This window comes from Streptomyces sp. TG1A-60, from assembly GCF_037201975.1.
GTDB lineage: Bacteria > Actinomycetota > Actinomycetes > Streptomycetales > Streptomycetaceae > Streptomyces.
The window spans coordinates 4,257,447-4,284,216 of sequence record NZ_CP147520.1 but is presented as its reverse complement, the minus strand read 5'-3'; the positions used below and the strand labels follow the sequence as shown (position 1 = coordinate 4,284,216).

Below are 26,770 nucleotides of genomic sequence, written 5' to 3'. Positions count from 1 at the left end.
CCACTGGAAAGAGCGGAAGAGACCGCTGCCGTTGATGTCGAGGCGGTCGCGTCGTTCACCGCTACCGCGGCTACACCGCCCCGCCTGGCAGTCCAATCCGGCCATGGCCGACTCGCGCCCTTCTGTCGCTGCCTCAGGTTGCTCAGACTGCCGTACACGGACCTGTGGGGGAGGGGCTTCGATCGTGGCTGGGCGTAAACGTGGTGCGGCTGCCCGCAGGAGGCGGGCGGCGCGGCTGAAGGCGCTGGCGGCCGGCGGTGGTTTGGTGCTGGTCCTGCTGGTGGTGTTCTGGTCAGCCGTGTGGCCGTACATCACAGGTGCATCGGTTCTCGGTGGCGTCGGTGCGGTGGGCTGGTGGCTGTGGCGTACGGACCGGCTCGTGCGCGGCCGGGACCGTCTCTGGCGGCAGGAAGAGGCGGTGAAGGCAGGGCACCGGACCCTCGCCGAGGTGGACGCGATGACCGGCACTGAGTTCGAGGATCTGGTCGCAAGCCTGTGCCGACGGGACGGCTGCATGCAGGTGCGGCGGGTGGGCGGTGCGAACGACAACGGCGCCGACGTCGTTGGCTGTCTCCCGGACGGGCGGACCATGGTGATCCAGTGCAAGCGCTATGCGCCGAGCAGCACGATCGCGAGCCGGGAGTTGCGCGATCTGCTGGGTGCCAAGGTGCACTTCGGGGCCGACCTGGCCGTGTTCGTCACGACCACGCGGTTCAGCCGTCCTTCCGAGAAGTTCGCTCTGCAGCACGGCATCCTCGCCGTGCACCGGGATCACCTCGGGCTGTGGAACAACGGGGCTTCCCTGTTGTCACTGAGCGAGGTGAACGGCCGAGGACAGGGCGACTCCCGCCACCGGACGCGTTGGAAGCAGGCGTACGGCAAGTAACTGGTCCCGATGGGCGAGGCCGGATCATGCTCCCCGGCCGCCGCGGCGCCACTCGCCTCTGCGCTTGGAGGGCAGAGGCGAGTGGCGGACGTGTGGGTGGTGGATTCGGGCTCACCAGCCGGGAACATTTCGCCTGACGAGGCGCTGTGGATCACGAAGCCCAACCGCGGCTCAGGGGGAGCTGGCCGACCCGGTGCACGCCGCGCTGCTCGTTGATCCACTGCTCGACCTGGTCCACGGAATCCGTGATTGGTCGGTCCGTGGTGTCGAGCAGGTGAGTGTGCCATCGGAGATCACCGGTATTCCAGCCAGCCCAGCGGCTCCAGACCATCTCGGGCCAGCTGTCGTCGATGATGACGTCGGGCCGGTGAGACGGGTCGACGGCGTGCTTGCGGTGCCATTCAGCCCAGCCAAGGAAGGCGTCGATCGCCTGGGAATCCCAACGTCCGACGTCACGCTCGGCGAGGCGAGCGCGACGGACCGGATCAGCGACATCGACCAGGCATACGGCGATGCCATCCAGCAGCGGGGCGGAGGGCGCGGCCAGTACTTCTCCCAAGGGGGACTGCCCGGAGAGCAAAAGATCGATGCCGCGGTCCTGGTACTCCAACGCCCGTCGCACCCACATCTCGGTCATGCGGTGGCGCCAGTGCCGGTCGGCGCCCTCTGGCACACCGAGCTCGTCGAAGTCATGCACGGCGATTTTCCCGATCCGGGCAGCCGCCGCGTATGCCAGGGTCGTCTTGCCCGAGCAACTGGACCCGGTGAGCTTCAACAACATCGGGCCAGAGTGCCGACAGCACGGCACCTCCCACGACCTATTTCTTCGAGTCACCTGGGAGGGCGACGCTGCCGGGTCCCCGGAGCTGCCTGGGGAATTGCGGTTCCGCCGGAGCGGAGGGGTAGGCTAGGAACCGGTCGCACGGGAGTGTTCTTGGTCACACTTGAATTACCTCCGTGCGACCACTTTTCTGTCCTGACCACGTCCCGGCGTGCCCGCAATAGTCAGGCGAGCCCAGGAGTGCCCCGGCCCTAGAATGGCCGTCGTGACCGACAACACTCAGCGCCCCGACAGCGGGCCGAACAGCGCCCCCGAACTGCCGACCCAATATGCGCCGGCCGAGGTAGAGGGGCCGCTGTACGAGCGCTGGGTAGAGCGCGGTTACTTCGAGGCCGACGCGAAGAGCGACAAGCCCGCGTACACCATCGTCATCCCGCCGCCCAACGTCACCGGCTCCCTGCACCTGGGCCACGCCTTCGAGCACACGCTGATCGATGCCCTCACCCGCCGTAAGCGCATGCAGGGCTACGAGACGCTGTGGCAGCCCGGCATGGACCACGCCGGTATCGCGACGCAGAACGTCGTCGAGCGGGAGCTCGCCAAGGAGGGCAAGTCCCGGCACGACCTGGGTCGTGAGGCGTTCGTCGAGCGGGTCTGGCAGTGGAAGGCCGAGTCCGGTGGTCAGATCGCAGGCCAGATGCGGCGTCTGGGTAACGGCGTCGCGTGGAGCCGTGACCGCTTCACCATGGACGAGGGGCTGTCCCGTGCCGTCCAGACCGTCTTCAAGAAGATGTTCGACGACGGCCTGATCTACCGCGCCGAGCGCATCATCAACTGGTGTCCGCGCTGTCTGACGGCGATCTCGGATATCGAGGTCGACTACCAGGATGACGACGGCGAGCTCGTCTCCATCAAGTACGGCGAGGGGGACGACACGGTCGTCGTCGCCACCACGCGTGCGGAGACCATGCTCGGTGACACCGCCGTGGCCGTTCACCCCGACGACGAGCGCTACAAGCACCTGGTCGGCAAGCGCATCAAGTTGCCGCTGACGGGGCGCACGATTCCCGTCGTCGCCGACACGCACGTCGACCCGGAGTTCGGCACCGGTGCCGTCAAGGTCACGCCCGCCCACGACCCGAACGACTTCGCCATCGGTCAGCGGCATGACCTGGAGTCACTGACCGTCATGGACGAGCGCGGCGTGATCACGGTCCACGGGCCTTTCGAGGGGCTTGACCGCTTCGAGGCACGTTCCGCGATCGTCGCCGCGCTGCGCGCCGACGGCCGGATCGTCGCGGAGAAGCGGCCGTACGTCCACTCGGTGGGCCACTGCTCGCGATGCAAGACGACCCTTGAGCCGCGACTGTCTCTGCAGTGGTGGGTCAAGGTCGAGACGCTCGCCAAGGCCGCTGGCGACGCGGTCCGCGACGGCCGGGTGGACATCCATCCCGCAGACCTGTCGCAGCGGTACTTCGACTGGGTCGACAACCTCAACGACTGGTGCATCTCACGGCAGTTGTGGTGGGGCCACCGCATCCCCGTCTGGCACGGCCCGGACGGCGAGACCGTGTGCGTCGGTCCCGACGAGCAGCCGCCGACCGGGGAGGGCTGGGTGCAGGACACCGACGTCCTCGACACCTGGTTCTCGTCCGGCCTGTGGCCCTTCTCGACACTCGGCTGGCCCGAGAAGACCGCGGACCTGGCCAAGTTCTATCCGAACTCGGCCATGGTCACCGGGTACGACCTGATGTTCTTCTGGGTCGCGCGGATGATGATGTTCGGCCTGTACGCGATGGACGGCGAGATCCCCTTCCGCACCATCGCGTTCCACGGCATGGTCCGTGACGAGCACGGCAAGAAGATGTCGAAGTCGTTCGGCAACACGGTCAATCCGCTGGACTGGATGGACAAGTACGGCTCCGACGCTCTGCGGTTCACGCTCGCGCGGGGCGCCAACCCCGGTACCGACGTGCCGATCGGCGAGGACTGGGTCCAGGCGTCCCGGAACTTCGCCAACAAGATCTGGAACGCGACGCGGTTCGCGATGATGAACGGCGCCACGATCGAGGGCGAGCTGCCCCGGCCGAGCAGCTCTCGGCCACGGACCGCTGGATCCTGTCCCGGCTGAACACCGTCGTGGCCGAGGCGGACGCGTACTACGACGACTACCAGTTCGCGAAGCTCGCCGATGCCCTGTACCACTTCGCGTGGGACAAGGTCTTCGACTGGTACGTCGAGCTTTCCAAGACGACGTTCATGGCCGGCGGCGACGCGGCCAAGGTCTCAGCACGCGTCCTGGGCGAGGTCCTGGACGTGACGCTGCGGCTGCTGCATCCCATCGTTCCGTTCGTGACAGAGACGCTGTGGACCACGCTCACCGGCCGCGAGTCCGTCGTGATCGCCGACTGGCCGGCGGACAGCGGATTCCGTGACGCTGCGGCCGAGGCGGAGATCGAGAGCCTCCAGCAGGTGATCACCGAGGTTCGCCGCTTCCGCTCGGACCAGGGCCTGCAGCCCGGCCAGAAGGTCCCCGCCCGCCTGGACCTGTCGGGTACGCAGCTCGCTGCCCACGAGGCCGCCATCCGTCAGCTGCTCAGGCTCCAGCCCGAGGGCGACGGCTTCAGTGCCACGGCGCCCCTCCCGGTTGCCGGCGCGACGGTCGCGCTCGACCTGTCCGGCACGATCGACGTCGCGGCCGAGCGCAAGCGGCTGGCCAAGGACCTCGCTGCGGCCGAGAAGGAGAAGGCCCAGGCGGAGGCCAAGCTCGGCAACGAGGCGTTCCTGGCGAAGGCGCCGGACAGCGTGGTCGAGAAGATCCGTACCCGTCTCGCGAAGGCCGAAGGGGACCTCGTGCGGCTGCAGAACCAGATCGACAACCTGCCGCCTGCCTAATAGCCAGACCAGCGAGGAAGCCCCGGACGCATCGTCCGGGGCTTCCTTCATGGAGCGGGCGCGGCTACGGGATGCCGAGGGCCTCGAAGGGGCTCGACAGGGAGAACTGCCGCTGGCGGGCGACCGCGAGGGCCTGTTCGAGGTCGAACTCGGCCATCCGGATCAGGTCGACGAGCCGGGACGGCTTCGAGGCGAGGACGAGGCGCGCGATGTCCTCGGCCGAGTCGTCGCGGTCGAAGTGGTGCCGGAACAGGTCGAGGTTCTTTTCCACGACCAGCAGGGTCATGTCGAACTCGGAGATCTCGGCGTTGGAGACCCGTCGTGTGCGCGAGTGGACCCGGTATTCGTGCAGCGGGCCGGCGATGCACACGATGTGGTTGGCCTCTCCTCTGCGGAAGCGTCCGGCGAGGAGGTTCACGGCGAATGCCCAGTCTCCCCATTTCCGTACGTGGGGGTCGTAGAGGCCGCCGTGGATGGCGTCGTCTCGGCGGTAGACGATCGAGGTGGGCACGTGGTGCTTGCGCAGGACCAGTTCCTCGCGGCACGGGTAGGAGGAGATGGTGAGCCCGTCGAAGTCGCCCATCATCTGCGACATGGTGTGGACGAAGGCCACGTGCTGGTGCGTCTTGAGGAGCTTGACGGCTCGGTCCGGGTAGCTGCCGGCCTTCAGCAGCTCAGGATCCGTGGCGAGCCGGTCGTCGGCGTCGAGCTGCATCACGTACTCGAAGGATGCGGCGTCGATGCCGGCGTTCCTGGCGGCGTGGTGTCCGCTGTGCTCCTGGCGGACGATGCGGACCTCGGCGCGTTCCGCGCACAGCGCGATGGCGCGAAGCGTGGGCTGGTCGTCGGAGCCGTCATCCACGATCACGACTTCGTACGGGAACATGTGGGGCTGCTGGATCAGAGACTCGACGGCTTCCACGAGGTAGCCCCCCGAGTTGAAGCAGGGGATGACGAAGCTGATCCCCTCGGGCGTGCTCGACTTCACGGCGTTCTCCATGTCTCTGATCAGGCTGACCGGTTGGCGGCGATGACGGTGGCCCGGGTCGCCTCGAAGCAGTTGCGCCCGGTTCGGCGGTCCTGTTCCGCGTGCTCGGACCAGAGCAGCGTGAGGTCCCAGCCGTCGTAGATCCGCTCGATGACCTGCCGGAAAGAGTCCGGGGAGTAGTCTGCCTCCCCCTCGATGCGGCGCAGCTGACCGTTAGCGGCTCTGCGCGTGATCCCTGTGAAGACTTCGAGGTAGTGGCGGTTGCCCCCGAGTGCGTGAACGACCGCGTTCGTGAGCAGGGACTCGACGTCGTGTCTCGCGAGGTAATGCAGGACGTCCCTGGCGACGACGACCCCGAAGTCCTCGTCGATGGCGTAGTTCTCGGCGAGGCATTCGCGCGGGTCGATCCGGCGGGCCCACTCGCCCGCGCCGTCGATACGGTGAAGCAGAACGTCGGTGGGGATCTGATCGACGGCTGTCACGCGGAATCCGGCGCGCGCTAACGCAATGGTGTAAGCGCCAGCCCCGTACCCCAGATCCAGGGCGGTACGTGGGGTCTCGACTCCGAGGGATTCCACGAGGGTGTTGAACCGCTCCGACGTGGCCGCCTGGAGGTTCTCCGCAGTGTTCCGGCCCTGCTGGATCGCCTCGTCGTAGAAGGCATGCACGGACGCCTTCGAAACCAGCTCGTTCATGGGTGACTCCTCTGTTGTGTCCTGGACGGTTTGGAGCAGCTGGTGCCTAGAAGGGCACCGTGACCAGGCGCCCAGGAGCGAGCACGGACGAGGCGAGTGCCTCGGTGACCTGCATGGGGCGCAGATGGCTCGCGAGGGTGCTGCGGTGCTCGGAGCCGCGCAGCCAGTGCTCCATGAGCTGACGGTTGCTGTCGCTGTGGAACAGCCCGTCAAACGACTCCTCCGACACGTACTGCTCGTCGGGCAGCAGCGCGGCGTTGGCGCGTGTGATCACCCGGGCGAACGCGTCGATCCCATCCGCGCTGATGCCGCGGGGGATGTCGTAGCAGTGGACGTGGGTGGAGAACAGCGTCGACAGCTGGGCCTCCAGATCGACGCTCGACGTGCGGCCGTTGACGTTGTAGAGGCCGTCCGGGAGCTCCGCCCAGTCGCGGATGGAGGGGGTGGTCTGCTCGAAGGACAAGGTCCCGAGCGAGACGGTCCTTCCCGCGGCGGCGTCTATGAGGCGGAACGTGGAGGTCACATCGGTCTCGCCGAAACGGAAGCCCTCATCCGAGTCCGCCGACCACCGCGCGCCGGCGTCCTGGAAGCTGCGGGCGATCGGCTGGGAGAAGCGCTGGTGCTGGTCGATGGGGAAGGCACCGAAGGCGCTTACTTCCAACCGAAGTTGGCGCTCGGGGAAGAGCTCCGCGTTGAGTGACAGGATCTGGGTCGCGAGATCCACGTAGTGGTACGCGCCGTGCATCATCATCCCGTAGCCGTACTTGTACGGGTGATCATCGCGGCTCTCGAACTCCCGCTGGAGATTCCACACGCCGCCGGCGGCCAGGGCGGCTTCAAGTTCCCGGTAGGAGCGGGCTGTCGGTGATGCCCCAGATCCAGATGGCGTGTTCGGGTGCGTCCCGGATCGCTCGGGTGGTCTTGGCGATGTTGTCCGCTCCCAGCAGCCGCAGCCTGCCGATGGCCAGGTTCCGCAGAGCGGCCATCGCCCGCGGCGCGCTGCCGGTGTGGACGGTGGAGGCGTCCTCGGCGAACACCACATCTCTGACATGGTGGCTGGAATTTTCGATTCCCCAGTGGCCGCGCACGTATCCGCCCAGGTCAGCAGGGCTGGCCTGGTGGGTATCGAGGCTGGTGACGGCGTAGACCGTCTCCCGGGTCTGCCGCTTGCCGCTCTCCTGGCGGCGCCGGTGGATGCGCAGAGCCAGCCGTGCTTCCGGGAAGGCGATCCCGCCCAGGTTCGCCGCGATGGCCATGGTCTTGACCGAGCGGGACTCCCGCCGCCCGTGCCCGGTCCCCGAGACGGTGTGAGCTACGGGCACCTGCTCCCATGGCAGGGCCTTGAGCTGGGCAGACGCGGTCGGCTGGTTTCCCTTGATCACCGCGATGTAGTGGGCTTTCTTCTCCCGCACCAGCCAGCGCACCTGGTCCTTGACGCTGTGCAGGGCGTCGAAGGTGACCACGGTGCCGGTCAGGTCGAGTGGTTCCAGCAGCGGACGGAAGGCGGCCGTCTCGTTGGTCTTGGCACCCACTTCCCGCTGGGCCAGGGTGACGGTGGGGGCGTGAGTGACGGCGGACAGCAGGTGCCGGTGGCGCTGCTGCCGGTGCGCGGAGCCGGACAGTGCCTTGCCGTCCACCGCGATCGCCGGCCGTGGCGCAGAGCCGGTGCCGCGGCCGGCGTTCGCGGTGTGGTCGCGTTCGGCCAGGTAGGCGCCGATCGCGCTGTCCAGGGCATCGCCGTCGAGGGCGGCAAGGAGCCGGGTGAGGGTGGCATGGGACGGGGCACGGCGACGTCCGGGCAAGTGCCTGCGGATTCCGAGTCGTTCCAGCACCGTGGTGGTGGCACGCTGTCCCCACTCGGTGATCTCGGTGACGGTCCGGGCGCCGGAGACGACTGCGCAGGCGCAGATCAGCAGCAAGCCGACCAGGGGATACCACCGCCCGCGACGCGAACGCGGGTCGGGTACGCGCTGGAGGTGGGCACGCAGGCAGCCGGTGCCGTGCTGGTGCAGGGGGCCCAGTTTCGCCAGGGCGGCAGGGATCGGGGAGGATGGAGCGGCAGGCACGGGACCTCGATGTGATCAGCTGGCGTAGACACCCTGATGATCACCGGTCTCGTGCCTGTGCTGTTGCCACGTCAACTCCCACTGGCCGCGCACGATCTACGCGATCCCGGAACTTGCAACCGCCCTGGCCGGCGGCCCGGAGATGGAATGAAGTCAGGGGCGCCTCCCACCTCTCCATCCGATCCCTCAGCGAGGCAACTACCTTCTGGTTGTAGATCTGGTGGTACCGGCTCAGCGTCATCACCGAATGCTCCGCAGGGGAGTCGGCAGCAACACCGATGAGTTCCTGCATGGTCTTCGTGATGTACGACGGCTTGAACCAACCGTCGACGATGGGAGCCAGCACGGGCTTCTCGACCAGTGAGTCGATGTGGTTCTCCACGCAGAACCGCAGGTATGCCTCGTGAGCTCGCACCTCCGTGGCGATGTACACCTTGGTCGGTACGCCGGGTACTCGCAGGCGTTGCACGGCGGTTGCGATCACTTCCTGCGGCGTCTCCCGCACTCGGTCGCCGGAATCCGGCAGGTAAACGACTCCTCGCGGCTTCACGCTCGCTGCGTGTATGCGTCGGTCGATTTCCGTCCGCTGCGACTCCAGATCGATGATGGAATAGGAGTCGATGTGGCCGGACTTGATGGCATCGCGAATGCACGGAAGGTACTTGTTGGCGACGATCTCATCGAAACCGATCACGATGAGGTGGTGAGCTGATATCACGGGACCACCTTTCCAAGGAGCCCAGAAGGCATGGCTGATGGGCTGGTTTTGGGCGCACGCCGCCAAAGGCCCGTATGGCAATGGAGGCAATGCGTGAATACTTTCCGTGCCGTCAACTCATGGAATTCGACTCGGAACCGCCGACCTGCCCTGCGGCGGTAAATTCAACTGTCGTCGTGCGAAGGCGACTTCGGGAGCGTGCACTCGGGGGTGCACTCGTGCACTCCTGCGTGCGAACCTCCTGCACCCTGGGGCTGACCTGCGTAGAGTGACCGTGCGTCAAGCTGGCACTACGGCCGTTCTCTGGGGGTCCGATGGCAGACCGGAACGCCAGGCTGGCCGCGCTCATGCAGGAAGCGGACTTCTCGCACAAGTCGCTCGCCCGCGCGGTAGTCGTCGCAGCGGCTCGATCAGGGGAAGACGTCACCTGCGATCACACGTACGTCACCCGGTGGCTCAAGGGCTCGATACCGCGTGGGAACATGCCGCAGTTCATCGCCGACGCCATCGGGGCCAAGCTGGGACGCCGCCTCACCATCGATGACATCGGGATGGGCGACGCGGCGGTATCCGCCTTACAGCCTGACCTCGGGCTCGACTTCGCGGACCGTCCCGAGGCTACGGCCAAGACCGTGGCAGACCTGTGGCGTGCCGATCTTGCCGAGGCCGAGCCACTGGTCCGAGCGCAGCCGGACTCCGCAGCCTGGAACACCGCCACTCTGCGCTGGCTCGTCGCCCCGCCGGACGCAGCACCGACGCGGACCGGTGGCCAGGCGATCGGCGCCGTGGACGTGGAAATGGTGCGCTCAACCGCAGACGTGTTCAGCACACTTGACGGGAAGTTCGGCGGCGGCCACGCCCGACGCGCGCTCATCCAGTACCTGCACACGGACGTCCGGCCCATGCTCGACGGGCAGTACTCCGATGCCGTGGGCAAGCAACTGCACTCGGCTGTGGCCGAAGCGCTCTTGCTCGCCGGCTGGATGTCGTACGACAACGGCCTGCACGGCATCGCCCAGCGGTACTTCATCCAGGCCCTGCGCATGACGCAGACGGCTGGTGACAGGCTCCTGGGCGGAAGCGTCCTGTCGGCGATGAGCCATCAGGCCACGTTCATGGGGCGGTACCAGGACGCTGTGACTCTCGCCCGTGCCGCGTACATGGGGCCGGCCGCGAGCCTGGGGCCGACGATGGCCGCGCAGTTCCGTGCGATGGAGGCGCGGGGGCTGGCTCGCCTTGGCGACGAGCAAGGCTGTGACCTGGCCCTAGCGGAGGCGGAGCGCAAGCTCGGTCAGAGGACAGCCGACAGCGACCCGCCCTACATCGCGTACTTCGACGAGGTGGAACTGGCGGCAGAGATCGGCCACTGCTTCCGCGACCTGGGCCGTTCCGTCGAAGCTGCGCAGCGGGGTGGGGTCTCGATCTTCGGTGACGGCCTGAACAATCGAAGCGACTTCTTCGCGACGATGGTGCAGGCCGAGGCGTACCTCAACCAAGGTGAGATCGGTCGCGGTTTCGAGATCGCCGTGGGTGCTCTGAGCCTCGGCGAGGGGCTGAAGTCGGCGCGTTGCGTGCAGTACGTGCGGGAGTTCCAAGGGCGCGTCACGAACCACATGAGACGGGCCGCGGAGTTCCGCGACTTCGCGGAACAGGCCCGGGCCTTCCGTCTCTGGCAACAAGCCGAAGCCGCTTAGAACGGCGCCCAATCCCGCCGTGAGCCACCCGACCGCAGCGTCCCGACACGCTTCTCGACTTCTTCAGCGGCGCGCGGATTCGCGCCGGCGTTCTGCGTGAGCCAGGTGACCATCAGCAGTTCGCGGACGCTCCGGAGCACGGTGTACCCGGACCACTGCCGGACGTCGAAGCCGTAGCCCTCCGTAAAATCGGCGTACTCGGCCTCCGTGTGCCAGCCGAAGCTGTCGTAGTACATGGCCGTCTGCATGAGGTCCCACTCACGAGGGCCGGTCGCGAAGCCGTCCAGGTCGATGACCTTCGGGTGTCCTTCGGCGTCATGAAGGACATTGCCGACGTTGAAATCACCGTGCAGATGCCCCGGCGGAAGGGCGAACTCCAGCTGCTCGTACTCGGCTGCCAGCTTCTCGGCCAGACCGGCTAGATACGCGCGGGTCTCGGCACGGATCACAGCACGCCGCAGTCGCTGCTCGACCTTGTTGAAGGGACGGAGGGCGGGCAGGGAGAAGTGCGGCGGCTCCAGTCCGTGGAGCCGCCGCAGGAGTTCGCCCATCTCACGCGTGCTGGCGTAATCCTCGCCGTCGGCCAGCCCCTCCCAGAAGGTCACGGGGTGGCCCTCGACGACGACAGGCTGTTCGGCCTCCGTGACGAGTCGCGCCGACGGGTAGCCCTCCGCCGCGAGCCATTGCGCAACAGCGACCTCGCGGCGCACGGACGGTAGACGATCCGCGTGGCGGCCGACGCGAGAGACGACCCGTCCGCCATCGATGCGGAACACCGCATGGTCACCGAGTCGCAGCATTTCTACGCCGTCGGGGTCTAGCCCCGCCAGGACGCAAGCTCTACGCAGAATGCTCTCTGCCGCTGCGGAGTCGAACGCGGTTTGTTCGCTCGTCGTCATGCCGTCTGACCCTCCTGTGCAACAGGCAGAGCGGGGGTGATCCACCCCCGCGTACGAGGGTAAATGTGTCCGCTTCTTTCCAGTTCGCTCGGGGCAGACAGGAAAGCCCCGGAAAGGACTGGTGCCCGCCCGCAGACCATGTCAACGTACAACGCCCTGCCAGAGCACCTACCCCCGAAGCCCACGGAGGTGAGCTGTACTGAGATTTGTGGAGTCCCTGATGCCAGGGTTACGGTCCTGGCGAAGGAGAACCACGAGCACCATGGCAGCACCCCGTAAGTACCCGGACGAGCTCCGCGAGCGCGCGGTCCGTGAGGTCCGCAGCACCGGCCGACCGATTGCCCACGTCGCGAAAGACCTCGGCATCCACAAGGAGGCCCTGCGCGGCTGGGTCCGCCAGGCCGAGGCCGATGGCGGCGAGCGTGACGACCGGCTCACCACCGCCGAGCGCGAGGAACTCAAGCAACTCCGCAGGGAGAACGCCGAGTTGAAGCGGGCCAACGAGATCCTGAAAGCCGCCAGCGTGTTTTTTTTGCCCAGGAGATCGACCGTCCCCGGACGAGGCCGAGCAGGTGATCGACCACCTGCGTGACAAGGGCCTCGGGGTCGATCCCGTCTGCCGGGTTCTTGAGCTGTCGCCGTCGACGTACTTCGCCCGCAAGAAGCGGCCGAAGTCGGCCCGCCGGCTCCGCGACGAACAGCTCATGCCGCTGATCGAGCAGGTCCATGGCGAGTCGGGCGGCACCTATGGTGCCCGCCGGATCACCCGGGCCCTGCGCCGCAAGGGGGTCGACGTGGCCCGTTGCACCATCGAGCGGCTGATGGCCGAGCTGGGTCTGGAGGCGTGATCCGTGGTCAACGCCGGCGGACCACCGTGGCGGAGCCGTCGGCGCCGCGCCCGCCGGACCTGGTCGACCGCGACTTCACCGCCTCACGGCCCGATCAGCTGTGGGTGGCGGACATGACGTATGTCCGCACCTGGTCGGGCTGGGCATACGTGGCGTTCGTCCTCGACGTGTACTCGCGGATGATCGTCGGCTGGCAGATCGCGAACCATATGCGGACCGAACTGCCCCTGGAAGCCCTGGAGATGGCGCTGTGGAGACGGAGGATCAAGAAGGACTCCGGCCTCATTCATCACAGCGACCGCGGGTCGCAATACGTATCCATTCGGTATACCGACCGGCTTGCCGAGATCGGCGCCTCGGCGTCGGTCGGGTCCGTCGCGGACAGCTATGACAATGCGATGGCCGAGGCTCTGAACGGCACTTTCAAGGCCGAGCTGATCGAGATGCAGGGCCCCTGGAAGGATGTCGACCAGGTCGAACGGGCGATCTTCCAGTGGGTCACGTGGTACAACGAGGAACGGCTCCACTCCGCCCTCGACTACCTACCGCCCGCCGAGTACGAACACGACTGGTGGCGACAACAGGAAGCCACCCCGCAGTCCGCCTGAAACAAGATCACCGGACTCTACGAAACTCGGGGCAGCTCACTTCGTCGTGCTGCCCAAACGGTGGATCGTCGAGCGGACCTTCGCCTGGCTCACCCGCTCCCGGCGCCTCGCCCGCGTAGCGCCGTAGCCGCTACATCCCTTCGACGCCGGTGAACGCGGTGTCCACGACGGGATCGGCCGCGTGCTTCAGTCCGCGCTCTCGGAGATCATTTCCAAGAGCGCGGAAGCTTTTCCCATCACCTCGAGTGCGGCCTTGTTCCGGGCCAAGTCCTTCTGCAGGCGCTCCACCTGCTGGCGCAGCTTCTCGTTCTCCACCTCCGCGGCGGACTTCTTCGCACGGGCCGGGCTGGTCCGGCGGTCGACCAGGCTTTTCAGGGCCCCGGCATCCCGGGCGGCCCGCCACTCCTTGACGTGCGAGTGGTAGAGCCGTTCCCGGCGCAGGACCGCACCCTTTTCATTCCTGGGCGCGGCGTCGTACTCGGCGACGATCCGCAGTTTGTACTCGGAGGTGAAGGTACGGCGCTTCGGCCTCGGTGCCGGGTCGGACCCGACGGACTCAGTGCTGGGCATATGGGGCGGTTCTCCTGTCGTGCCCTCTCAGGCTAACCCCGCAGAGCGGGACGTCTCACCCAAGGCTGACAGAGAGGGAAGAAGGCGTTGACGACGGTCGCACGGCGCTCGTAGCAGCGGGCAAGGCGATGAAAGGCGTTCTGCCAGGCGTGCGTGCGCTCGACATGCCACCGCTGGCTCGCCTGGATCGGCGCCTTCTCCCCCTTGTGCGCGATGCGGCCGTGCAAATCGCGGGCGGCGAGTTCGGTGCGGGTCTTGTCCGAGTCGTAGCCGGCGTCCAGATGGACTGTGATGTCGTCGGGCAGCGGCCCGAGGTCGTCCAGCAGGTCCAGCGTCGGCGCGAGAAGCGGTGAGTCGTGGCGGTTCGCCCCGGCCAGGACCCGGCAGAGCGGGATCCCGTAACCATCCGTCATGCCCGAGCGTTTCAAGCCCTGCTTGCCGCGATCGACCGGTGAGGGCCCGGCGACCTCCCCGCCGCCGGGAGCCCTGGTGATGGAGCCGTCGACGGCGATCTGGTCGAGCACGAGCCCGACGATCCGGTCGTAGGACTCCAGCACGATCTGCTTGAGCCGGGCGAAGACGCCGAGCCGGATCCACTCATCGTGGCGATTGCGGATGGTGGTCGCCGAGCAGGTCGTGTCGGAGATCGCCTGGTAGGAGCAGCCGAACCGCAGAAGCTGCAACAGCTTGTCGAACACGATCCGGTCGCTGATACGGCGGCGGTGGCACCCCAGCGGGTGGGACGGATCGACCGTAGGGCGCTCGGGCAAGAACGCCGCGAATTGGTCCCAGAGCGGGTCAGTCAGCCATGATGGAAGCACGGGCACAGGTCCCCCCAGTGATCACAGAGCGTCGCAACTCCATGATCACCGGGACCTGGGCCCGACTTGTCGCCGGGGACTTCCCACGCCGCCTATCTGCGCGAGTGCGGCGGATTACTGATGGGCTGCCAGGTGATGGAAGTCCCATAAGCCGACCATGAAGCGGAATTTGCTACCGCCATCCACTGCTGCAGCTTCGGGATGTCGCACACGAGGATGTGGAGGCTGTCGCTGGGACGATCAGCGTCGCCGCAGTGACGAGTCGAGCAGCGCGGGCGGAGTGTCGTTCTTCTCGTGTGCGGCGAGATCGGTGCCGGGGGCGACGATGCCGTCGATCGCGTCGAGTACGTCGGCGGAGAGCGTGATGTCTGCGGCGGCGAGCTGCGAGTACAGGTGGTCCAGCGTGCGAGGGCCGACGAGGGCGCTGGTCACGCCGGGGTGCGCGGTCACGAAGCCGAGTGCGAGCTGGATCATCGTCAGGCCGGCCTCGTCGGCGACCTTGGCCAGTTGCTCGACGGCGTCGAGCCTGGCCCGGTTGGAGGGGATGGTGGTGTCGAAGCGCTGCGGCATGAAGGTTGAGCGGCTGGTGGTGATCTCACTGCCCTCGCGGATCGCGCCCGACAGCCAGCCCGAGGCCAACGGGCTCCACACCATCACTCCGAGCCCGTACTGCTCGGTCACGGGCAGGACGTGGGTCTCGATGCCGCGCTGCAGGATCGAGTAGCTGGGCTGTTCGGTGACGTAACGGCTCAAGCGATGTTCGCGGGCGGCCCACTGGGCTTGCACGATGCGGTAGGCCGGAAAGGTCGAGGAGCCGAAGTAGCGGATCTCTCCCGCGCGCTGCAGGTCGGTCAACGCCGACAGGGTCTCCTCGTCGCTGGTGTTCGAGTCCCACCGGTGGATCTGGTAGAGGTCGACGTGGTCGACGCCGAGCCGACGCAGGCTGTCCTCCAGCGCGGTGACCAGCCAGCGGCGCGAACTGCCCTGGCGATTGCGCTCGTCGCCCATCGGCATGGTCGCCTTCGTGGCCAGCACGATGTCGTCGCGGCGCCCGGCGATGGCCTTGCCGACCATCTCCTCCGACTCGCCGCCGCTGTACACGTCGGCAGTGTCGATCAGGTTGATCCCCGCTTCCAGCGCGGCGTCGACGATGGCTGTGACCTCGTCCTGGGTGGTGCGCCCGATCTTTCCGAAGTTCATCGCGCCGAGCGCGAGGGTACTGACCTGCACACCGGTGCGGCCCAAGATGCGGTACTGCATGACCGTGTCTCCTCATGAGGGGTGAAGCGCGGTGCATTACATGGCTTGGTTACCGGGCCCTGCTCTGACATCATGAGCAAAACGGAACCCTGTTCCGGAACGATATGGAACATCGTTCCGCTTTTGCAAGCGGCGAGTGGAAGGAGCGTGCGGTGAGCGACAGCGACGAGGGCGCAAGACAGGTGGCCCCATCCGGGCGGAAGGACGCCCGACGTAACAAGGAAACCCTGCTCGATGCGGCCGCCACGGTCTTCGTCACGTCAGGCGTGGACGCGCCGGTACGCGACATCGCGGCCAAGGCCGGCGTCGGGCTGGGCACGATCTACCGCCACTTCCCGACGCGAGCAGACCTCATCATCGGCGTCTACCGGCACCAGGTCGACGCCTGCGCCGATGCCGGTCCGGCCCTGCTGGCGACTAGCTCTCCGCGCACAGCCCTAGGGCAGTGGATCAACCTCTTCGTCGATTTCCTGGTGACCAAACACGGACTCGCCGCCGTGCTGCAGGCCGACAACGCCGACTTCGAGGCGCTGCATGCCTACTTCCTCGACCGCCTCCTACCCGTCTGCACCGAACTGCTCGAAGCCGCAGCCGTCGCCGGCGAGATCCGCCCCGACATCGACGCGTACCAGCTCATGCGCGGCGTCGGTAACCTCTGCATCGGCGCGGAGAGCGATCCCCGCTACGACGCACGCCGCATGGCCGAACTCCTCGTCGCAGGGCTACGCCGATCACACCACTGACCTCGGCGACCTCGCGCGTGCGGCTCTGCTGAGAGGTCGCGCGATCGCCGCCCCGGATCGACCGCTCCCCTCGGCCGCTTCGGCACCGCCGAGGAAGCCGCCGCCTCGGCCCTCTTCCTGATGGCCAACAGCTACGTCACCGGCCAGATCATCACCATCGATGGCGGCGAAACACTCAGCTGACATCGACCCCCACCACCCGGCTCAGACCTGAGCATGACTGCAACGCATGCGCAGGTCTGCCCAGTGATCACAGAGCGTTGCAACTCCGTGATCACCAGGATCTGTGCCCGCCTTGTCGCCAGGGACTTCCCACGCCCCCTATCTGCGCGGCCTCTTAGAACGGCGCCCAATCCCGCCGTGAGCCACCCGACCGCAGCGTCTCGACACGCTTCTCGACTTCTTCAGCGGCGCGCGGATTCGCGCCGGCGTTCTGCGTGAGCCAGGTGACCATCAGCAGTTCGCGGACGCTCCGGAGCACGGTGTACCCGGACCACTGCCGAACGTCGAAGCCGTAGCCGACTCCGTTGCCCAATTCGCCGTGGCTGCGATGCCCAGTGGGAGATGATCTGCCGTGTCGTCATGAGTGGTGCGAGCCCTGGGATGGTGCGGATGTCGATGCGGCCGGAGGGGCTGCCTGTGGTTCCGGAGGAGACAGCGAGGGTGGCCGGAGCCGCTTTCCCGGCCGGGAGCCTGCCGATACGCCTGCGTGACCGGCTGGAAGCGGTCTTCGACGATGAGCCGTACACCGACGCGTTCGGGGTGCGCGGCGCCCCGGGGCTTTCCCCGGCGGTGCTCTCGCTGGTCACTGTCCTGCAGTTCACCGAGGACCTGACCGATCGGCAGGCCGCTGCGATGGCGGTACGCGCGATCGACTGGAAGTACGCGATCGGCGCCGAGCTGACCGATCCCGGCTTCGACTTCAGCGTGCTGGCCAAGTTCCGCGCCCGCCTGATCGAGCACGGCATGGAACGCCTGGTCTTCGACCGGCTCCTGGAGCACTGCCGCGCCGAGGGACTCGTTGCGGCCGGTGGCAAGCAGCGCAGCGACTCCACCCATGTCATCAGCGCGGTGCGTGACTTGAACCGGCTGGAGTTGGCGGGCGAGAGCGTGCGCGCCGCGCTGGAGGTGCTGGCCGCAGCCGCGCCCGAGTGGCTGGCCGGCGCGGTGGATGTCGCCGAACTGGCGCACCGCTACGGCCCGCGCGTGGACGGGTGGAAGCTACCGGCCTCGAAGACCGAGCGGGACCGGCTCGCGGTGGTGTTCGGGCAGGACGCGCTGATGCTGTGCCGGGCGGTGCGCGTGCCCGGCACCCCACCGTGGCTGGCGGAGCTTCCCGCGGTGGAGCTTCTGCGGCAGGTGCTGGTGCAGACCTACTGCATCGAGACCGGCGCGCGGGGACGGGAGGTGATCAGGAAGCGGGAGGCCGAGACAGACGGCGTCCCGCCCGGTCATATCCGCGGATGCGCGGTGGGCGGCCAAGGGCGAGGAGCTGTTCTGGCTGGGCTACAAGATTCATCTGACCGAAACCTGCAACACTCCCGCCGAAGCCGAAGCCGAAGCCGAAGCCGGGAACGGGAACGGGAACGGGAAGCGCGTCGCGGCGCCGCCGAACCTGATCACCGACGTGCACACCACGAAAGCGACGGTGCCGGACGTGAAGGCCACCGCCGGCATCCAGCAGCGCCTGGATGAACGCGGCCTGCGCCCGGGCGAGCACTATCTGGACTCCGGCTACCCGAGTGTGGACCTGCTGGCCGCCGCCGGCAGGGACGGGACCGCGATGGTCACCCCGCTGCCGGCCGACAACTCGCCGCAGTCCAAGGCCGCCGCGGGGTTCGACAAGAGTGCTTTCCGCGTCGACTGGAAGGCCCGTCAGGCCACCTGCCCGGCCGGCCGCACCAGCGCCGGGTGGTATCCGGTCACCCAGCACGGCAGGCCCGCCACCGTCGCCCAGTTCGCCTCCACCGACTGCCGGGCCTGCCCGTCAAGGACGCAGTGCACCTCCTCCCGGAAGGTCAGTCGGATACTCACCCTGCGGCCGAAAGAGCTGCACGAGATCCAGACTGCCTCCCGCGCCGAGCAGAAGACCCAGACCTGGCGGGACAAGTACAAACTGCGCGCCGGGGTCGAGGGCACGGTCAACCAGGCCCTGGACATGACCGGAATCCGCCGCGCCCGCTACCGAGGACTGGCCAAGGTCCGCCTCCAGCACCTCTTCTCCGCCACCGCCCTGAACGTCATCCGCCTCGACGCCTACTGGAGCACCACCCCGCTCAGCAGACCCCGGACCAGCAGACTCGAACGCCTTGCCTACATGCTCACAGCCTGACCGGCGACCGCTCGGAATTGGGCAACGGAGTCACCTACGCCCGCAAAGCCGCCCTCGCCCAGGGCTACCCCGTCGGCTGACATCCGCCCTCTTGGGCACCGAACACGGACCGGCACAGTCGGTGCTCCCCGGGTTCAGGCCGAGGAAGCTCATCCAGGTCAGAGGTGAAGGTGCGCCCGTCGGCCGGCGCGATCGGGTGCCTGCCCGTGCCGTACTTATGGGTGTGCGCCCCGATGTAGCCAGTCCCGTGGGCATACGAAACCACGGGCAGGGCCACGGAGCCGTGCCGCCATGGCCGGGGGAGCAGCCTCAGCGGATCTTCTTGAAGTCAGTGCGCACCGTGACCTCGACCCCGGCCAGGCTGAACCCGATCTCCTCACCGAAGCGGTAAGGCACGGCCGAGGTGTATTCGTCGCCCTTCGGCACTTGGTAGAGCACGCACTCCCCAGTCAGCACGTCCACGATCAGATACGTCGAAATCCCGCGAGCCGCGTACTGGTTGAGCTTGCGCCCGTAGTCCTGCCCGACCGTCGAACGGGACACGCTCTCCGCGACGAAATGCACATGCTTCTGCTCAACGAACGCGTCTGCCGGGCCGAGCACGCCCGCGTCCACCACGAGCACATCGGGCTCGGGCGTGTACCCGTCCAGCTCTGGCAGTACTCCCTTGTCACGCGTGACGTGCAGACCGGACTCCCCGCCCAGCTGCTCCGCCAGCTGGGAGCGGATCGAATCGTCCGCCTCACTGTGCGCCTCCGTCACCGGCGACATGTACAGGCGCCCCTGATCAAACAGCAGCTTGACCGCCTTGGGCAACTTCATCGAACGCCGCACCTGGCTCAACCACTGCGCGTACTCCGGATACATCGTGCTCATCGCGCCTCCACGCCCATCACGAGGTACCGCCAATCGTACGGGCCGGACGCAACGAGCCATCGGTCTTCCCATGTGCCCGCTTCCAGCCTGCTCGATGACGGAAGTCGCTTTGTCCACGGCCGTTCACCTCTCTGAGGGACGGCAGGGCGGCCCCGTTGTTCCACAGTCCGAGGTGATCCCGGTGCCCGGTGAGGATTCCGTTCTGCGGCGCAACCTCTCTGAGCTTGAGATTTATCCTCGCCGTTCGAACACGACCCTCCGCCGTACGAGCTGGGCGTTTTCGCCCGATTCAGGGCTGCCGCAGGCGCGTTGATCGCATCCGAAAGCGCCGGTCAGAGGCGTTCGAATCCGATGGGTTAAATCTCAAGCTGAGCGGCCGCTGAAGCGCGTGGTCGTGACGAACACGGCCAGGTCGGCGCCGAAGCGCACCTCGGCGCCCAGCAGGTCGCGTGGCTCCCGGATCGCGATCGTGCTGACGACGCCACAAGCCCTCTGACCAGCGGGAACCCGCTGTCCGCTGGTTGCAGTTCTGGTTGCATTCACCTCCGTCCAGGGCCGTCCGCACACCATCCAGCCCCACGCCTCGCCGCAGGTCAGGACGTCCCCGAGCATCCCCGAACCCCCAGACGAACATTTGGAAAGCGTGTTGGGGGCAACCCCTCACGAGTTCGAATCTCGTATCCTCCGCCAGTGCCTCACCGGGCACGATGTCGAAGGCCCCACCGTTCGCGGTGGGGCCCTTCGTCGTGCTCCGTCTCAGTTGGGTTTTCCGTCCGGCTTCCCGTCGGGTTCGGAAGTCCCGCCGCCTCCCGGCAGCTCCCAGAGAGCGTCGCCAATCTGCTGCGCGACCTTGCGGAGCATGGTCCCCGTCACATTCATGTACCGGGCGCGCATCCGGGCCGCTCCCCCGGGCTCCCAACCCATGATCGAGTCGATCACAACATCAGGGACGCCAAAAATCAGGAGGACGGTCGCGGCGATGTGGCGAGCCTCATGGAGACGGCCGTTCCGTACGCCAGCATCCCGGAGAAGCCGCTTCCAGACGTGAAAGTCGGTGTTCGGACTCAGCGGCCCGCCGACCGGCGAGGCGAGGAGGTTGGCGTCAGGCAGCCCGGAAGCGGCCTACACCTCCAAACCGCTCACCCACAGGGCGTCGAAGCCCGCCTCCACCGCGACGTGGGCGGCGAGCGCGTTCACCGCACCGATCGCCAGGAGCGGGTGCTTCCGCTGGCCGTCGTCGAGGGCCTCGCTCAGACGTGTCGCCTTCGTGCCGTCAGCCATGGGTCTCTTTTCCTTCCGCGTGGGCGGCGAGCGACGGCACCAGCTGCCGTTCGCGCAGTACGTCCCAGGCGGCGAGCAGCACCTCGGACCGGGGCCGACGGGCGTCCAGACGGACCACGTCGCCGAGGAGCGGGAACTCGTCGCACCCCGCGGTGGCGGATGACCGCGAAGAAGCCCACCCACCACGCGGCGGCGGCGCTGACGACGGTCACGGCGTTGGATCGTGGTCGCGGCCTTCGGCGTCGGCCACGCCTCGGAGCGCCTCGTCGAAGGACTCACCAAGATCGCGCCGCTCATCCCCGTGGTCCTCGCCTCCCGCATCGGCAACGGACCTGTCCTGTCCGACACGTACGGCTTCCCAGGCTCCGAGAAGGACCTCCTCGGGCGAGGACTCATCGGCGCCGGAGACCTCGGCCCATACCAGGCGCGGCGCCTGCGGCGACATTCACCCATCACGGGTTGGCCTGCGGCGGCTCTGGTCTCGGCGCATCCACGCGGAGCTGTCCATGGTCCCGGGATGATGTGGCGGTCATAGCCCGATCATCCGGGCCTTGCTGCCGCACAGCCGGGTCATGTCATCGACATCCGACGTGAGGATGACGACCGGGCCAGGCTGACGCAAGGCCGCTTCAGCAACGATGGCGTCGATCGCGTACTTGTGTCCGTGCAGACCGGCGCCCTTGAGCAGTTGGGCCGCCGCCCTGGCCGCTGCCTCCGTGACCGGCTCCACCTTGACCCGGGAGAGCGCCCATTGCAGTCGGGGCAGGTTCACCCTGGCGTGGCTCACCTCCACGATGGTGTTGGCGCTGACGACAAGGTCCGCTCCCATGTCATGGAACACCTGGAACATCGCCAGAACCTTCCGGTCCTGCGCCACCCAGGCCGACAGCCCCTCGCTGTCCAGGACGACGGTCTCAATGTGCCCGCTCACGCGGCGCTCGCGCCGCCGACGGCCGACGTCGTACCGAAGATCCGCGCCCGCGCCTCGGCCAGCTCTTCCTCACTGAAGGCTCCGTGCTCGTCTGTGTGGCTGCGCAGGTCGGCCCCCAGGAGCTGGTGCCGGATCTGCCTGGCGACCGCTTCGGCCACGTAGCCGGAGATGTTGTCCGTGATCTTCTTCAGCTCCGCCACCTGCTCGGTGGGGAGTGTCACCGTGATGCGTGTGGTGTCAGCCATAGCCTCAAGCATACTGCGGTATGCACGCTACGTGCTGTCTGTTCCCCGCAGTCGGTCCGGTCAGCGGCAGTCGGGGCGACTGTCCGGTCGAGCAGGGGCTCAGCTGGGCGGTTGTACGACGCCCCAGTTCAACGGGCCCAGTAGCGGTATGCCTCGATCCATTGCGAGCCCTCGGGGGCGGGTTCCGGCAGCGGCAGGCCCAGAATCCGGTGAGCTGGGCTCATCCTCGCCGTAGGCGTCGACGTTGGCCTCTTCGATCAACGCCTCCAGCGCGGCTGGGGCCCAGGTGCTCATGGCGTCACCGTAGTGCTGCACCGTACGGTTCAGGACCGGTGTGTTCAGCAGCGGCGTATCCGTCGTGCGCCGTCGCCGGCAGTCAAGCCAAGGCTCGCGGTTGCCGGCGTGTGACGTTGCCTGGTGGGGTTCGGTAGTGAGCGGCCCGGGGGAGGGCCCGGCAAGCCGACAGGGCGGAAGAGAATGGCACGAGTCGTCGTACGAGAGCCGAGTACGGGCGCGAGGAGCGCACCGCCGCTGGCCCGGCAGGAAGCATCCGCCTTCGTGAGGGAGCTGCTCGGCGCCGGCTGGGCGGCGGTGTTCCTGCCCGGTGAGCCCGCCCGCCTCGGGCGGCTGCTGCTGTGGAAGCCGGCCGGGGCAGCAACCGGGGACAGTATGGCGCCCACCGGCCTTGAGACCGAGGCGGTGGAGCTGGTCCTGCCGCACGGCCGCTCGGTCAGGCGGCGCAGGGTCGAGGGTTACGCGCTGCCTGTCGCTGTCGCTGTCTCCGCCCTGGCCCATGCGGAGCCGACGCATCCCTCCGGCGCCGCCTGGCAGGCCGCCACTCGCTTCGCACTGCGGCTGCTCGCCGACGGCCGCCTCCACCCGGCCCTCACCCCCGCCGGCTACGACACCTGGCAGGTGGGTCCTTGCACCGCCGCCCAGCGCCAGACGCTGGACGCCCTGGCCGCCGCCTTCCCGCCACACGCCCACTGCCTGCCCGAGCCTGGCCCTGCTCCGGTACGGATCGCCGAACCGGCTGCGCTGGTACGCCAGTTCTGCGACGCGGTCGCCGATGATCTGGTCCGTACGCCAGCCGCGCCGCTCGCCATGGGAGCGCTGCCGTACGCCTGGCGCGAGGCCCGCGCCGTACCCACCTTGCGTGAATGGGCCGAGGAAACCCAGGCGGCGCTCACCGCCGAGGTCGGTGTCTCCCTGCGCGTCGACGTACCCGCAGGACGCCGACGGCAGTTCCGGGCCGTCCTGCAACTGCACACCGCGGCGGACCCGGCGCTCGTCATCGAGGCCGCACGACTCTGGAGCGAGCCGACCGAAGTGGAGCGGCTGCTCGGCCCACGCGCCGAGACCGAGACCCTTCTCGCCCTGCGCCGCGGCGCCCGCGCCTGGCCCCCGCTGCGGAGGCTGCTCAACGACGCCGCTCCCGATCAGCTCCGGTTGACCGACGACGAAGCCTTCGATCTCCTTGGGGACGCCACGAACGCGCTGCGCGCGGCCGGTGTCGACGTGCACTGGCCGCGCGAGATGGTCAAGGCGCTCACCGCGACCGCGGAGATCGGGCAGCGCACCGCCCCCGGTTCCACCGCGGGCGGCCTGCTGGACACCGGGGCTCTCCTCGACTTCCGCTGGCAGGTCTCCCTTGGCGGCGAGCCGCTCACCGAGGCCGAGATGGATGCTCTCGCAGAGTCACGCCGTCCCCTCGTCCGGCTTCGCGACCAGTGGGTGGTCGCCGACCCGAAGCTGGTGGCCCGCGCCAAGCGCCGCCGGATGGAACCGCTCACCCCCATGGAGGCGTTGAGCGTCGCGCTGACCGGCGAGGCCGAGCGGGACGGTGACCGGGTCCCCTGTGCGGCGGTCGGTGCGCTCGGCGACTTGGTCGCTCGTATCCGCGACCCCGAGTCCCGCACCCCCGTGCCCCAGCCCGCCGCCCTCAAGGCCACGTTGCGCGAGTATCAGAAGCGGGGCCTGGCCTGGCTGGCCGAGATGTGCGCACTCGGCCTCGGCGGCTGTCTCGCCGACGACATGGGCCTGGGCAAGACCATCACCTTGCTCGCTCTGCACCTGCACCGCCAGAGCGACCCCACCACCGCGGGCCCCACCCTTGTCGTCTGCCCGGCCTCCCTGCTCGGCAACTGGCAGCGCGAGGCCGCCAGATTCGCACCGCTCACCCCCGTACGCCGTTACCACGGCGGCGACCGCCACCTCAAGGACCTGGCCGGCGACGAGATCGTCCTGGTGACCTACGGGGTGCTGCGCCGCGACCGCGAAGTGCTTGCCGAGACAGCCTGGTCGCTGGTGGCCGCCGACGAGGCCCAGCACGTCAAGAACCCCTACGCCGTCACCGCCCGCGAACTGCGTGCCCTGCCCGCCCGCGCCCGCGTCGCTCTCACCGGCACCCCCGTGGAGAACAACCTCTCCGAGCTGTGGGCACTGCTCGACTGGACCACCCCCGGGCTCCTCGGCTCACTCACCGCCTTCCGTGACCGGCATGCCCGCGCCATCGAGGCGGGCGAGGATCCCGAGGCAGCCGAGCGCCTGTCCCGTCTCGTACGTCCCTTCCTGTTGCGCCGCAAGAAGTCCGACCCCGGCATCGCGCCCGAACTGCCGCCCAAGACCGAGACCGACCACGTCGTCCCGCTGACGGCCGAGCAGACCGGCCTGTACGAGGCACAGGTCCGCGAGACCATGGCGAAGATCGCGGAGTCGGAGGGCATCGCCCGACGCGGTCTGGTACTCAAGCTGCTCACCGCGCTGAAGCAGATCTGCAACCACCCCGCCCAGTATTTGAAAGAGCACAGCCTGCGCCAGTCCACTCCCCTGCGGGGCCGCTCCGGCAAGCTCGACCTGCTCGACGAACTTCTCGACACCATCACCGCCGAAGGCGAATCCGTGCTGGTCTTCACGCAGTACAAACAGATGGCGGCTCTGCTGGAGAAGCATCTCGCCGAGCGCGGCGTCCCCGCTCTCTTCCTGCACGGTGCCACCCCCGTCGCGCGGCGCGAGGAGATGGTGGACCGCTTCGAGCGCGGTGAAGTGCCGGTGTTCCTCCTGTCGTTGAAGGCGGCGGGCACCGGACTCAATCTCACCCGCGCCACTCACGTCGTGCACTACGACCGCTGGTGGAACCCGGCCGTCGAGGACCAGGCCACCGACCGCGCCTACCGCATCGGCCAGGACAAACCCGTCCAGGTACACAAGCTCCTCGCGGAGGGAACCGTCGAGGACAAGGTAGCGAAGCTGCTCGAAGCCAAGCGCGCCCTCGCCGACGCCGTCGTCGGCTCCGGCGAGGCAGCCCTGACCGAACTGTCCGACGCCGACCTCGCCGAACTCGTCGCCCTGGGAAGGCATTCATGAATCCCGCTGTCCCCGGCCCGCGCCGTGCGCCCGCCCGCGGCAAGCGAGCCTTCGCCGCGACCTGGTGGGGCCAGGCATGGGTGGCCGCCCTGGAGGACTCCACCCTGGACGCCGGACGGCTCTCGCGCGGACGCACCTACGCCCGCAAAGGCATGGTCGGCCCGGTCACCGTCGCTCCGGGCAAGGTCAATGCCGCTGTCCAGGGCAGCCGCCCGCGCCCGTACCGCTCCTCAGTCCACCTGCCCGTCCTCACCGACCCTCAGTGGGACACCCTGCTCGACACGATCGCGGCCCGCGCCGGACATCTCGCAGCACTTCTCGACGACGAGATGCCCGCCGAACTCGTAGACGACGCCCGGCACGCAGGCGTCCCACTGCTCCCACTGCCCACCGAGCTCGATCCGGAGTGCTCCTGCCCCGACTGGGGATACCCCTGCAAGCACGCCGCCGCGCTCTGCTACGCCATCGCCGCCACCATCGACACCGACCCATTCGTGCTCTTCGCGCTGCGCGGCCGCGGTCGCGAGGAGGTCTTCGCCCAGCTGCGCGCACTCCGTACGGCAGCACAGGAGACCGCCGCCCCACCGGCACCGGCCGGCATCCCGGCCGCCGCCGCGTACGCCCACTGGGCCGAAGAGCCCCCGAACTGCCCGAACTCCCGGAACCCGCCGCCCACACCACAGCACTGCCCGTCGCCCCGCCGTCCGGCACCGGCCTGGCCGCCGCGGACCTGGAACGTCTCATGGCCGACGCCACCGCGCGCGCCGCCCGGCTCCTCGCGGGCGACACCGCCGACCTGCACCTGACCCAGCAGCAGGACGCCGTCCGCATCGCCGCAAGCAACCCCGGGCCCGAGTGGTTCCACCACCTGATCCAGAACACCGGCACCAAACCCACTGCCTTCGCACGCCTCACCCGCGCCTGGCGCCACGGCGGCCCCACGGGCATCACCGTCGCCGAACAGCCCTACGCCCCCGACCCGACGGTGATGAAGGCCACCCGCACCGCCCTGGACGCGGCCCTCGCCGAGATGACCGACTCCCCCACACACCTCAGAACCTGGCGCAACCGCCTCACCCTCACCCACCACGGCATCCAGCTGCGTCTGGGCCCCGACGCCCGCTGGTACCCCTACCTCCAGGACGACGACGGCGAATGGTGGCCCGCGGCACCAGCCGACACTGACCCGGTCACCGCGCTCACCGCGGCCTGGTCGCAGAACGGGGAGTAAGGAGACGATTCCCCGCTGACCAGGAACCACCAGCAG

General features: G+C 68.1%; 24 protein-coding genes and 5 pseudogenes. 13 read left to right on the top strand and 16 right to left on the bottom strand.

Annotated features, from left to right (window positions below):
- Nucleotides 1-184 precede the first annotated feature (184 nt).
- Nucleotides 185-886, top strand: coding sequence for a restriction endonuclease (locus WBG99_RS18430; RefSeq protein WP_338897346.1), 702 nt, complete (start codon nucleotides 185-187; stop codon nucleotides 884-886).
- 151 nt (nucleotides 887-1,037) lie between these two features.
- Here WBG99_RS18430 and WBG99_RS18425 read toward each other — a convergent pair whose 3' ends face one another.
- Complete coding sequence (locus WBG99_RS18425; protein ID WP_338897345.1) at nucleotides 1,038-1,667, bottom strand: hypothetical protein; 630 nt, start codon at nucleotides 1,665-1,667, stop codon at nucleotides 1,038-1,040.
- Nucleotides 1,668-1,932: 265 nt separating this feature from the next.
- Between WBG99_RS18425 and WBG99_RS18420 the strand changes: the two are divergent.
- Nucleotides 1,933-4,562, top strand: a pseudogene (locus WBG99_RS18420) (valine--tRNA ligase).
- Nucleotides 4,563-4,626: 64 nt separating this feature from the next.
- Here WBG99_RS18420 and WBG99_RS18415 read toward each other — a convergent pair.
- From WBG99_RS18415 to WBG99_RS18395, 5 genes are read right to left on the bottom strand one after another with little or no spacing between them, the layout of a single operon-like run.
- Nucleotides 4,627-5,550, bottom strand: coding sequence for a glycosyltransferase family 2 protein (locus tag WBG99_RS18415; protein WP_338897344.1), 924 nt, complete (start codon nucleotides 5,548-5,550; stop codon nucleotides 4,627-4,629).
- Nucleotides 5,551-5,570: 20 nt separating this feature from the next.
- Nucleotides 5,571-6,245: a methyltransferase domain-containing protein gene (locus WBG99_RS18410; RefSeq protein ID WP_338897343.1), complete on the bottom strand. Its 675-nt coding sequence runs from the start codon at nucleotides 6,243-6,245 to the stop codon at nucleotides 5,571-5,573.
- 46 nt (nucleotides 6,246-6,291) lie between these two features.
- Complete coding sequence (locus WBG99_RS18405; RefSeq protein ID WP_338897342.1) at nucleotides 6,292-7,059, bottom strand: hypothetical protein; 768 nt, start codon at nucleotides 7,057-7,059, stop codon at nucleotides 6,292-6,294.
- A 22-nt stretch (nucleotides 7,060-7,081) separates the two neighbouring features.
- The gene (locus WBG99_RS18400; RefSeq protein ID WP_338895116.1) at nucleotides 7,082-8,311 is read right to left on the bottom strand and encodes an ISAs1 family transposase; all 1,230 of its coding nucleotides are present in this window, start codon (nucleotides 8,309-8,311) and stop codon (nucleotides 7,082-7,084) included.
- Nucleotides 8,312-8,351: 40 nt separating this feature from the next.
- Entirely contained in the window at nucleotides 8,352-9,005 is a 654-nt protein-coding gene (locus WBG99_RS18395; protein ID WP_338897341.1) for a hypothetical protein, read from the bottom strand.
- A gap of 506 nt (nucleotides 9,006-9,511) precedes the next feature.
- On the opposite strand from WBG99_RS18395, the gene WBG99_RS18390 reads away from it, so the two are divergent.
- A complete protein-coding gene (locus WBG99_RS18390; RefSeq protein WP_338897340.1) occupies nucleotides 9,512-10,723 on the top strand; it encodes a hypothetical protein in 1,212 nt (403 codons plus the stop codon).
- Here WBG99_RS18390 and WBG99_RS18385 read toward each other — a convergent pair.
- The gene (locus WBG99_RS18385) at nucleotides 10,720-11,523 is read right to left on the bottom strand and encodes an aminoglycoside phosphotransferase family protein (protein WP_338900390.1); all 804 of its coding nucleotides are present in this window, start codon (nucleotides 11,521-11,523) and stop codon (nucleotides 10,720-10,722) included. The genes WBG99_RS18390 and WBG99_RS18385 overlap by 4 nt on opposite strands.
- 361 nt (nucleotides 11,524-11,884) lie before the next feature.
- Here WBG99_RS18385 and WBG99_RS18380 point away from each other — a divergent pair.
- Nucleotides 11,885-13,078: pseudogene (locus WBG99_RS18380) on the top strand (IS3 family transposase).
- A 186-nt stretch (nucleotides 13,079-13,264) separates the two neighbouring features.
- On the opposite strand, the gene WBG99_RS18375 reads toward WBG99_RS18380, so the two are convergent.
- The 3 genes and pseudogenes from WBG99_RS18375 to WBG99_RS18365 form a co-directional block, all read right to left on the bottom strand.
- Complete coding sequence (locus WBG99_RS18375; protein WP_338897339.1) at nucleotides 13,265-13,648, bottom strand: hypothetical protein; 384 nt, start codon at nucleotides 13,646-13,648, stop codon at nucleotides 13,265-13,267.
- Nucleotides 13,649-13,728: 80 nt separating this feature from the next.
- Nucleotides 13,729-14,475: pseudogene (locus WBG99_RS18370) on the bottom strand (IS5 family transposase); the annotation flags it as partial.
- A gap of 234 nt (nucleotides 14,476-14,709) precedes the next feature.
- Complete coding sequence (locus WBG99_RS18365) at nucleotides 14,710-15,729, bottom strand: aldo/keto reductase (RefSeq protein ID WP_338897338.1); 1,020 nt, start codon at nucleotides 15,727-15,729, stop codon at nucleotides 14,710-14,712.
- Nucleotides 15,730-15,881: 152 nt separating this feature from the next.
- Here WBG99_RS18365 and WBG99_RS18360 point away from each other — a divergent pair, with 152 nt between their 5' ends.
- Both WBG99_RS18360 and WBG99_RS18355 read left to right on the top strand, forming a co-directional pair.
- Nucleotides 15,882-16,472 carry a TetR/AcrR family transcriptional regulator gene (locus WBG99_RS18360; protein ID WP_338897337.1) on the top strand — a complete coding sequence of 197 codons (591 nt, stop codon included), beginning with the start codon at nucleotides 15,882-15,884 and terminating at the stop codon, nucleotides 16,470-16,472.
- 66 nt (nucleotides 16,473-16,538) lie between these two features.
- Nucleotides 16,539-16,655, top strand: a pseudogene (locus WBG99_RS18355) (SDR family oxidoreductase); the annotation flags it as partial.
- A gap of 154 nt (nucleotides 16,656-16,809) precedes the next feature.
- Here WBG99_RS18355 and WBG99_RS18350 read toward each other — a convergent pair.
- Nucleotides 16,810-17,007, bottom strand: a complete 198-nt coding sequence (locus WBG99_RS18350) for a hypothetical protein (protein ID WP_338897336.1) — start codon at nucleotides 17,005-17,007, stop codon at nucleotides 16,810-16,812.
- Between the two features lie 128 nt (nucleotides 17,008-17,135).
- Between WBG99_RS18350 and WBG99_RS18345 the strand changes: the two genes are divergently transcribed.
- Both WBG99_RS18345 and WBG99_RS18340 read left to right on the top strand, forming a co-directional pair.
- Nucleotides 17,136-18,167 carry a transposase gene (locus WBG99_RS18345; RefSeq protein WP_338897335.1) on the top strand — a complete coding sequence of 344 codons (1,032 nt, stop codon included), beginning with the start codon at nucleotides 17,136-17,138 and terminating at the stop codon, nucleotides 18,165-18,167.
- The gene (locus WBG99_RS18340; protein WP_338897334.1) at nucleotides 18,130-18,804 is read left to right on the top strand and encodes a transposase; all 675 of its coding nucleotides are present in this window, start codon (nucleotides 18,130-18,132) and stop codon (nucleotides 18,802-18,804) included. The genes WBG99_RS18345 and WBG99_RS18340 overlap by 38 nt, the downstream gene beginning before the upstream one ends.
- A gap of 309 nt (nucleotides 18,805-19,113) precedes the next feature.
- Here the strand turns inward: WBG99_RS18340 and WBG99_RS18335 are convergent, their stop codons facing one another.
- The 3 genes and pseudogenes from WBG99_RS18335 to WBG99_RS18325 all read right to left on the bottom strand — a co-directional run bounded on the left by WBG99_RS18335 (nucleotide 19,114) and on the right by WBG99_RS18325 (nucleotide 20,961).
- A complete protein-coding gene (locus WBG99_RS18335) occupies nucleotides 19,114-19,671 on the bottom strand; it encodes a Uma2 family endonuclease (protein WP_338897333.1) in 558 nt (185 codons plus the stop codon).
- A 765-nt stretch (nucleotides 19,672-20,436) separates the two neighbouring features.
- Nucleotides 20,437-20,763 (bottom strand): annotated as a pseudogene (locus tag WBG99_RS18330) (site-specific integrase); the annotation flags it as partial.
- 39 nt (nucleotides 20,764-20,802) lie between these two features.
- A complete protein-coding gene (locus WBG99_RS18325) occupies nucleotides 20,803-20,961 on the bottom strand; it encodes a hypothetical protein (RefSeq protein WP_338897332.1) in 159 nt (52 codons plus the stop codon).
- Here WBG99_RS18325 and WBG99_RS18320 point away from each other — a divergent pair.
- Together WBG99_RS18320 and WBG99_RS18315 are read left to right on the top strand one after the other, a co-directional pair.
- On the top strand, nucleotides 20,960-21,124 hold the full coding sequence (locus WBG99_RS18320) for a hypothetical protein (RefSeq protein ID WP_338897331.1): 165 nt from the start codon (nucleotides 20,960-20,962) through the stop codon (nucleotides 21,122-21,124). The two genes, WBG99_RS18325 and WBG99_RS18320, sit on opposite strands and share 2 nt — an antisense overlap.
- Nucleotides 21,125-21,184: 60 nt before the next feature.
- A complete protein-coding gene (locus WBG99_RS18315; protein WP_338897330.1) occupies nucleotides 21,185-21,496 on the top strand; it encodes a hypothetical protein in 312 nt (103 codons plus the stop codon).
- Here WBG99_RS18315 and WBG99_RS18310 read toward each other — a convergent pair.
- Nucleotides 21,491-21,892 (bottom strand): PIN domain-containing protein, encoded by a 402-nt coding sequence (locus tag WBG99_RS18310; RefSeq protein ID WP_338897329.1) that lies wholly within the window; start codon nucleotides 21,890-21,892, stop codon nucleotides 21,491-21,493. The two genes, WBG99_RS18315 and WBG99_RS18310, sit on opposite strands and share 6 nt — an antisense overlap.
- Entirely contained in the window at nucleotides 21,889-22,137 is a 249-nt protein-coding gene (locus WBG99_RS18305; protein WP_338897328.1) for a hypothetical protein, read from the bottom strand. The genes WBG99_RS18310 and WBG99_RS18305 overlap by 4 nt, the downstream gene beginning before the upstream one ends.
- Nucleotides 22,138-22,614: 477 nt before the next feature.
- Here WBG99_RS18305 and WBG99_RS18300 point away from each other — a divergent pair, with 477 nt between their 5' ends.
- From WBG99_RS18300 to WBG99_RS18290, 3 genes are read left to right on the top strand one after another with little or no spacing between them, the layout of a single operon-like run.
- Entirely contained in the window at nucleotides 22,615-25,503 is a 2,889-nt protein-coding gene (locus WBG99_RS18300; RefSeq protein ID WP_338897327.1) for an SNF2-related protein, read from the top strand.
- Complete coding sequence (locus WBG99_RS18295) at nucleotides 25,500-26,309, top strand: SWIM zinc finger family protein (protein ID WP_338897326.1); 810 nt, start codon at nucleotides 25,500-25,502, stop codon at nucleotides 26,307-26,309. The genes WBG99_RS18300 and WBG99_RS18295 overlap by 4 nt, the downstream gene beginning before the upstream one ends.
- On the top strand, nucleotides 26,246-26,734 hold the full coding sequence (locus WBG99_RS18290) for a hypothetical protein (protein ID WP_338897325.1): 489 nt from the start codon (nucleotides 26,246-26,248) through the stop codon (nucleotides 26,732-26,734). Before WBG99_RS18295 ends, WBG99_RS18290 begins: the two co-directional genes overlap by 64 nt.
- Nucleotides 26,735-26,770 lie beyond the last annotated feature (36 nt).

Coding starts and splice junctions, on each gene's coding strand:
- WBG99_RS18385 (WP_338900390.1), bottom strand. CDS start 11,523: ATGCTGCGACTCGGTGACCATGCGGTGTTCCGCATCGATGGCGGACGG.
- WBG99_RS18290 (WP_338897325.1), top strand. CDS start 26,246: ATGGCCGACGCCACCGCGCGCGCCGCCCGGCTCCTCGCGGGCGACACC.
- WBG99_RS18295 (WP_338897326.1), top strand. CDS start 25,500: ATGAATCCCGCTGTCCCCGGCCCGCGCCGTGCGCCCGCCCGCGGCAAG.
- WBG99_RS18425 (WP_338897345.1), bottom strand. CDS start 1,667: ATGTTGTTGAAGCTCACCGGGTCCAGTTGCTCGGGCAAGACGACCCTG.
- WBG99_RS18375 (WP_338897339.1), bottom strand. CDS start 13,648: ATGCCCAGCACTGAGTCCGTCGGGTCCGACCCGGCACCGAGGCCGAAG.
- WBG99_RS18325 (WP_338897332.1), bottom strand. CDS start 20,961: ATGGCTGACGGCACGAAGGCGACACGTCTGAGCGAGGCCCTCGACGAC.
- WBG99_RS18320 (WP_338897331.1), top strand. CDS start 20,960: ATGGGTCTCTTTTCCTTCCGCGTGGGCGGCGAGCGACGGCACCAGCTG.
- WBG99_RS18305 (WP_338897328.1), bottom strand. CDS start 22,137: ATGGCTGACACCACACGCATCACGGTGACACTCCCCACCGAGCAGGTG.
- WBG99_RS18335 (WP_338897333.1), bottom strand. CDS start 19,671: ATGTATCCGGAGTACGCGCAGTGGTTGAGCCAGGTGCGGCGTTCGATG.
- WBG99_RS18365 (WP_338897338.1), bottom strand. CDS start 15,729: ATGCAGTACCGCATCTTGGGCCGCACCGGTGTGCAGGTCAGTACCCTC.
- WBG99_RS18390 (WP_338897340.1), top strand. CDS start 9,512: ATGCCGCAGTTCATCGCCGACGCCATCGGGGCCAAGCTGGGACGCCGC.
- WBG99_RS18300 (WP_338897327.1), top strand. CDS start 22,615: ATGGCACGAGTCGTCGTACGAGAGCCGAGTACGGGCGCGAGGAGCGCA.
- WBG99_RS18410 (WP_338897343.1), bottom strand. CDS start 6,245: ATGAACGAGCTGGTTTCGAAGGCGTCCGTGCATGCCTTCTACGACGAG.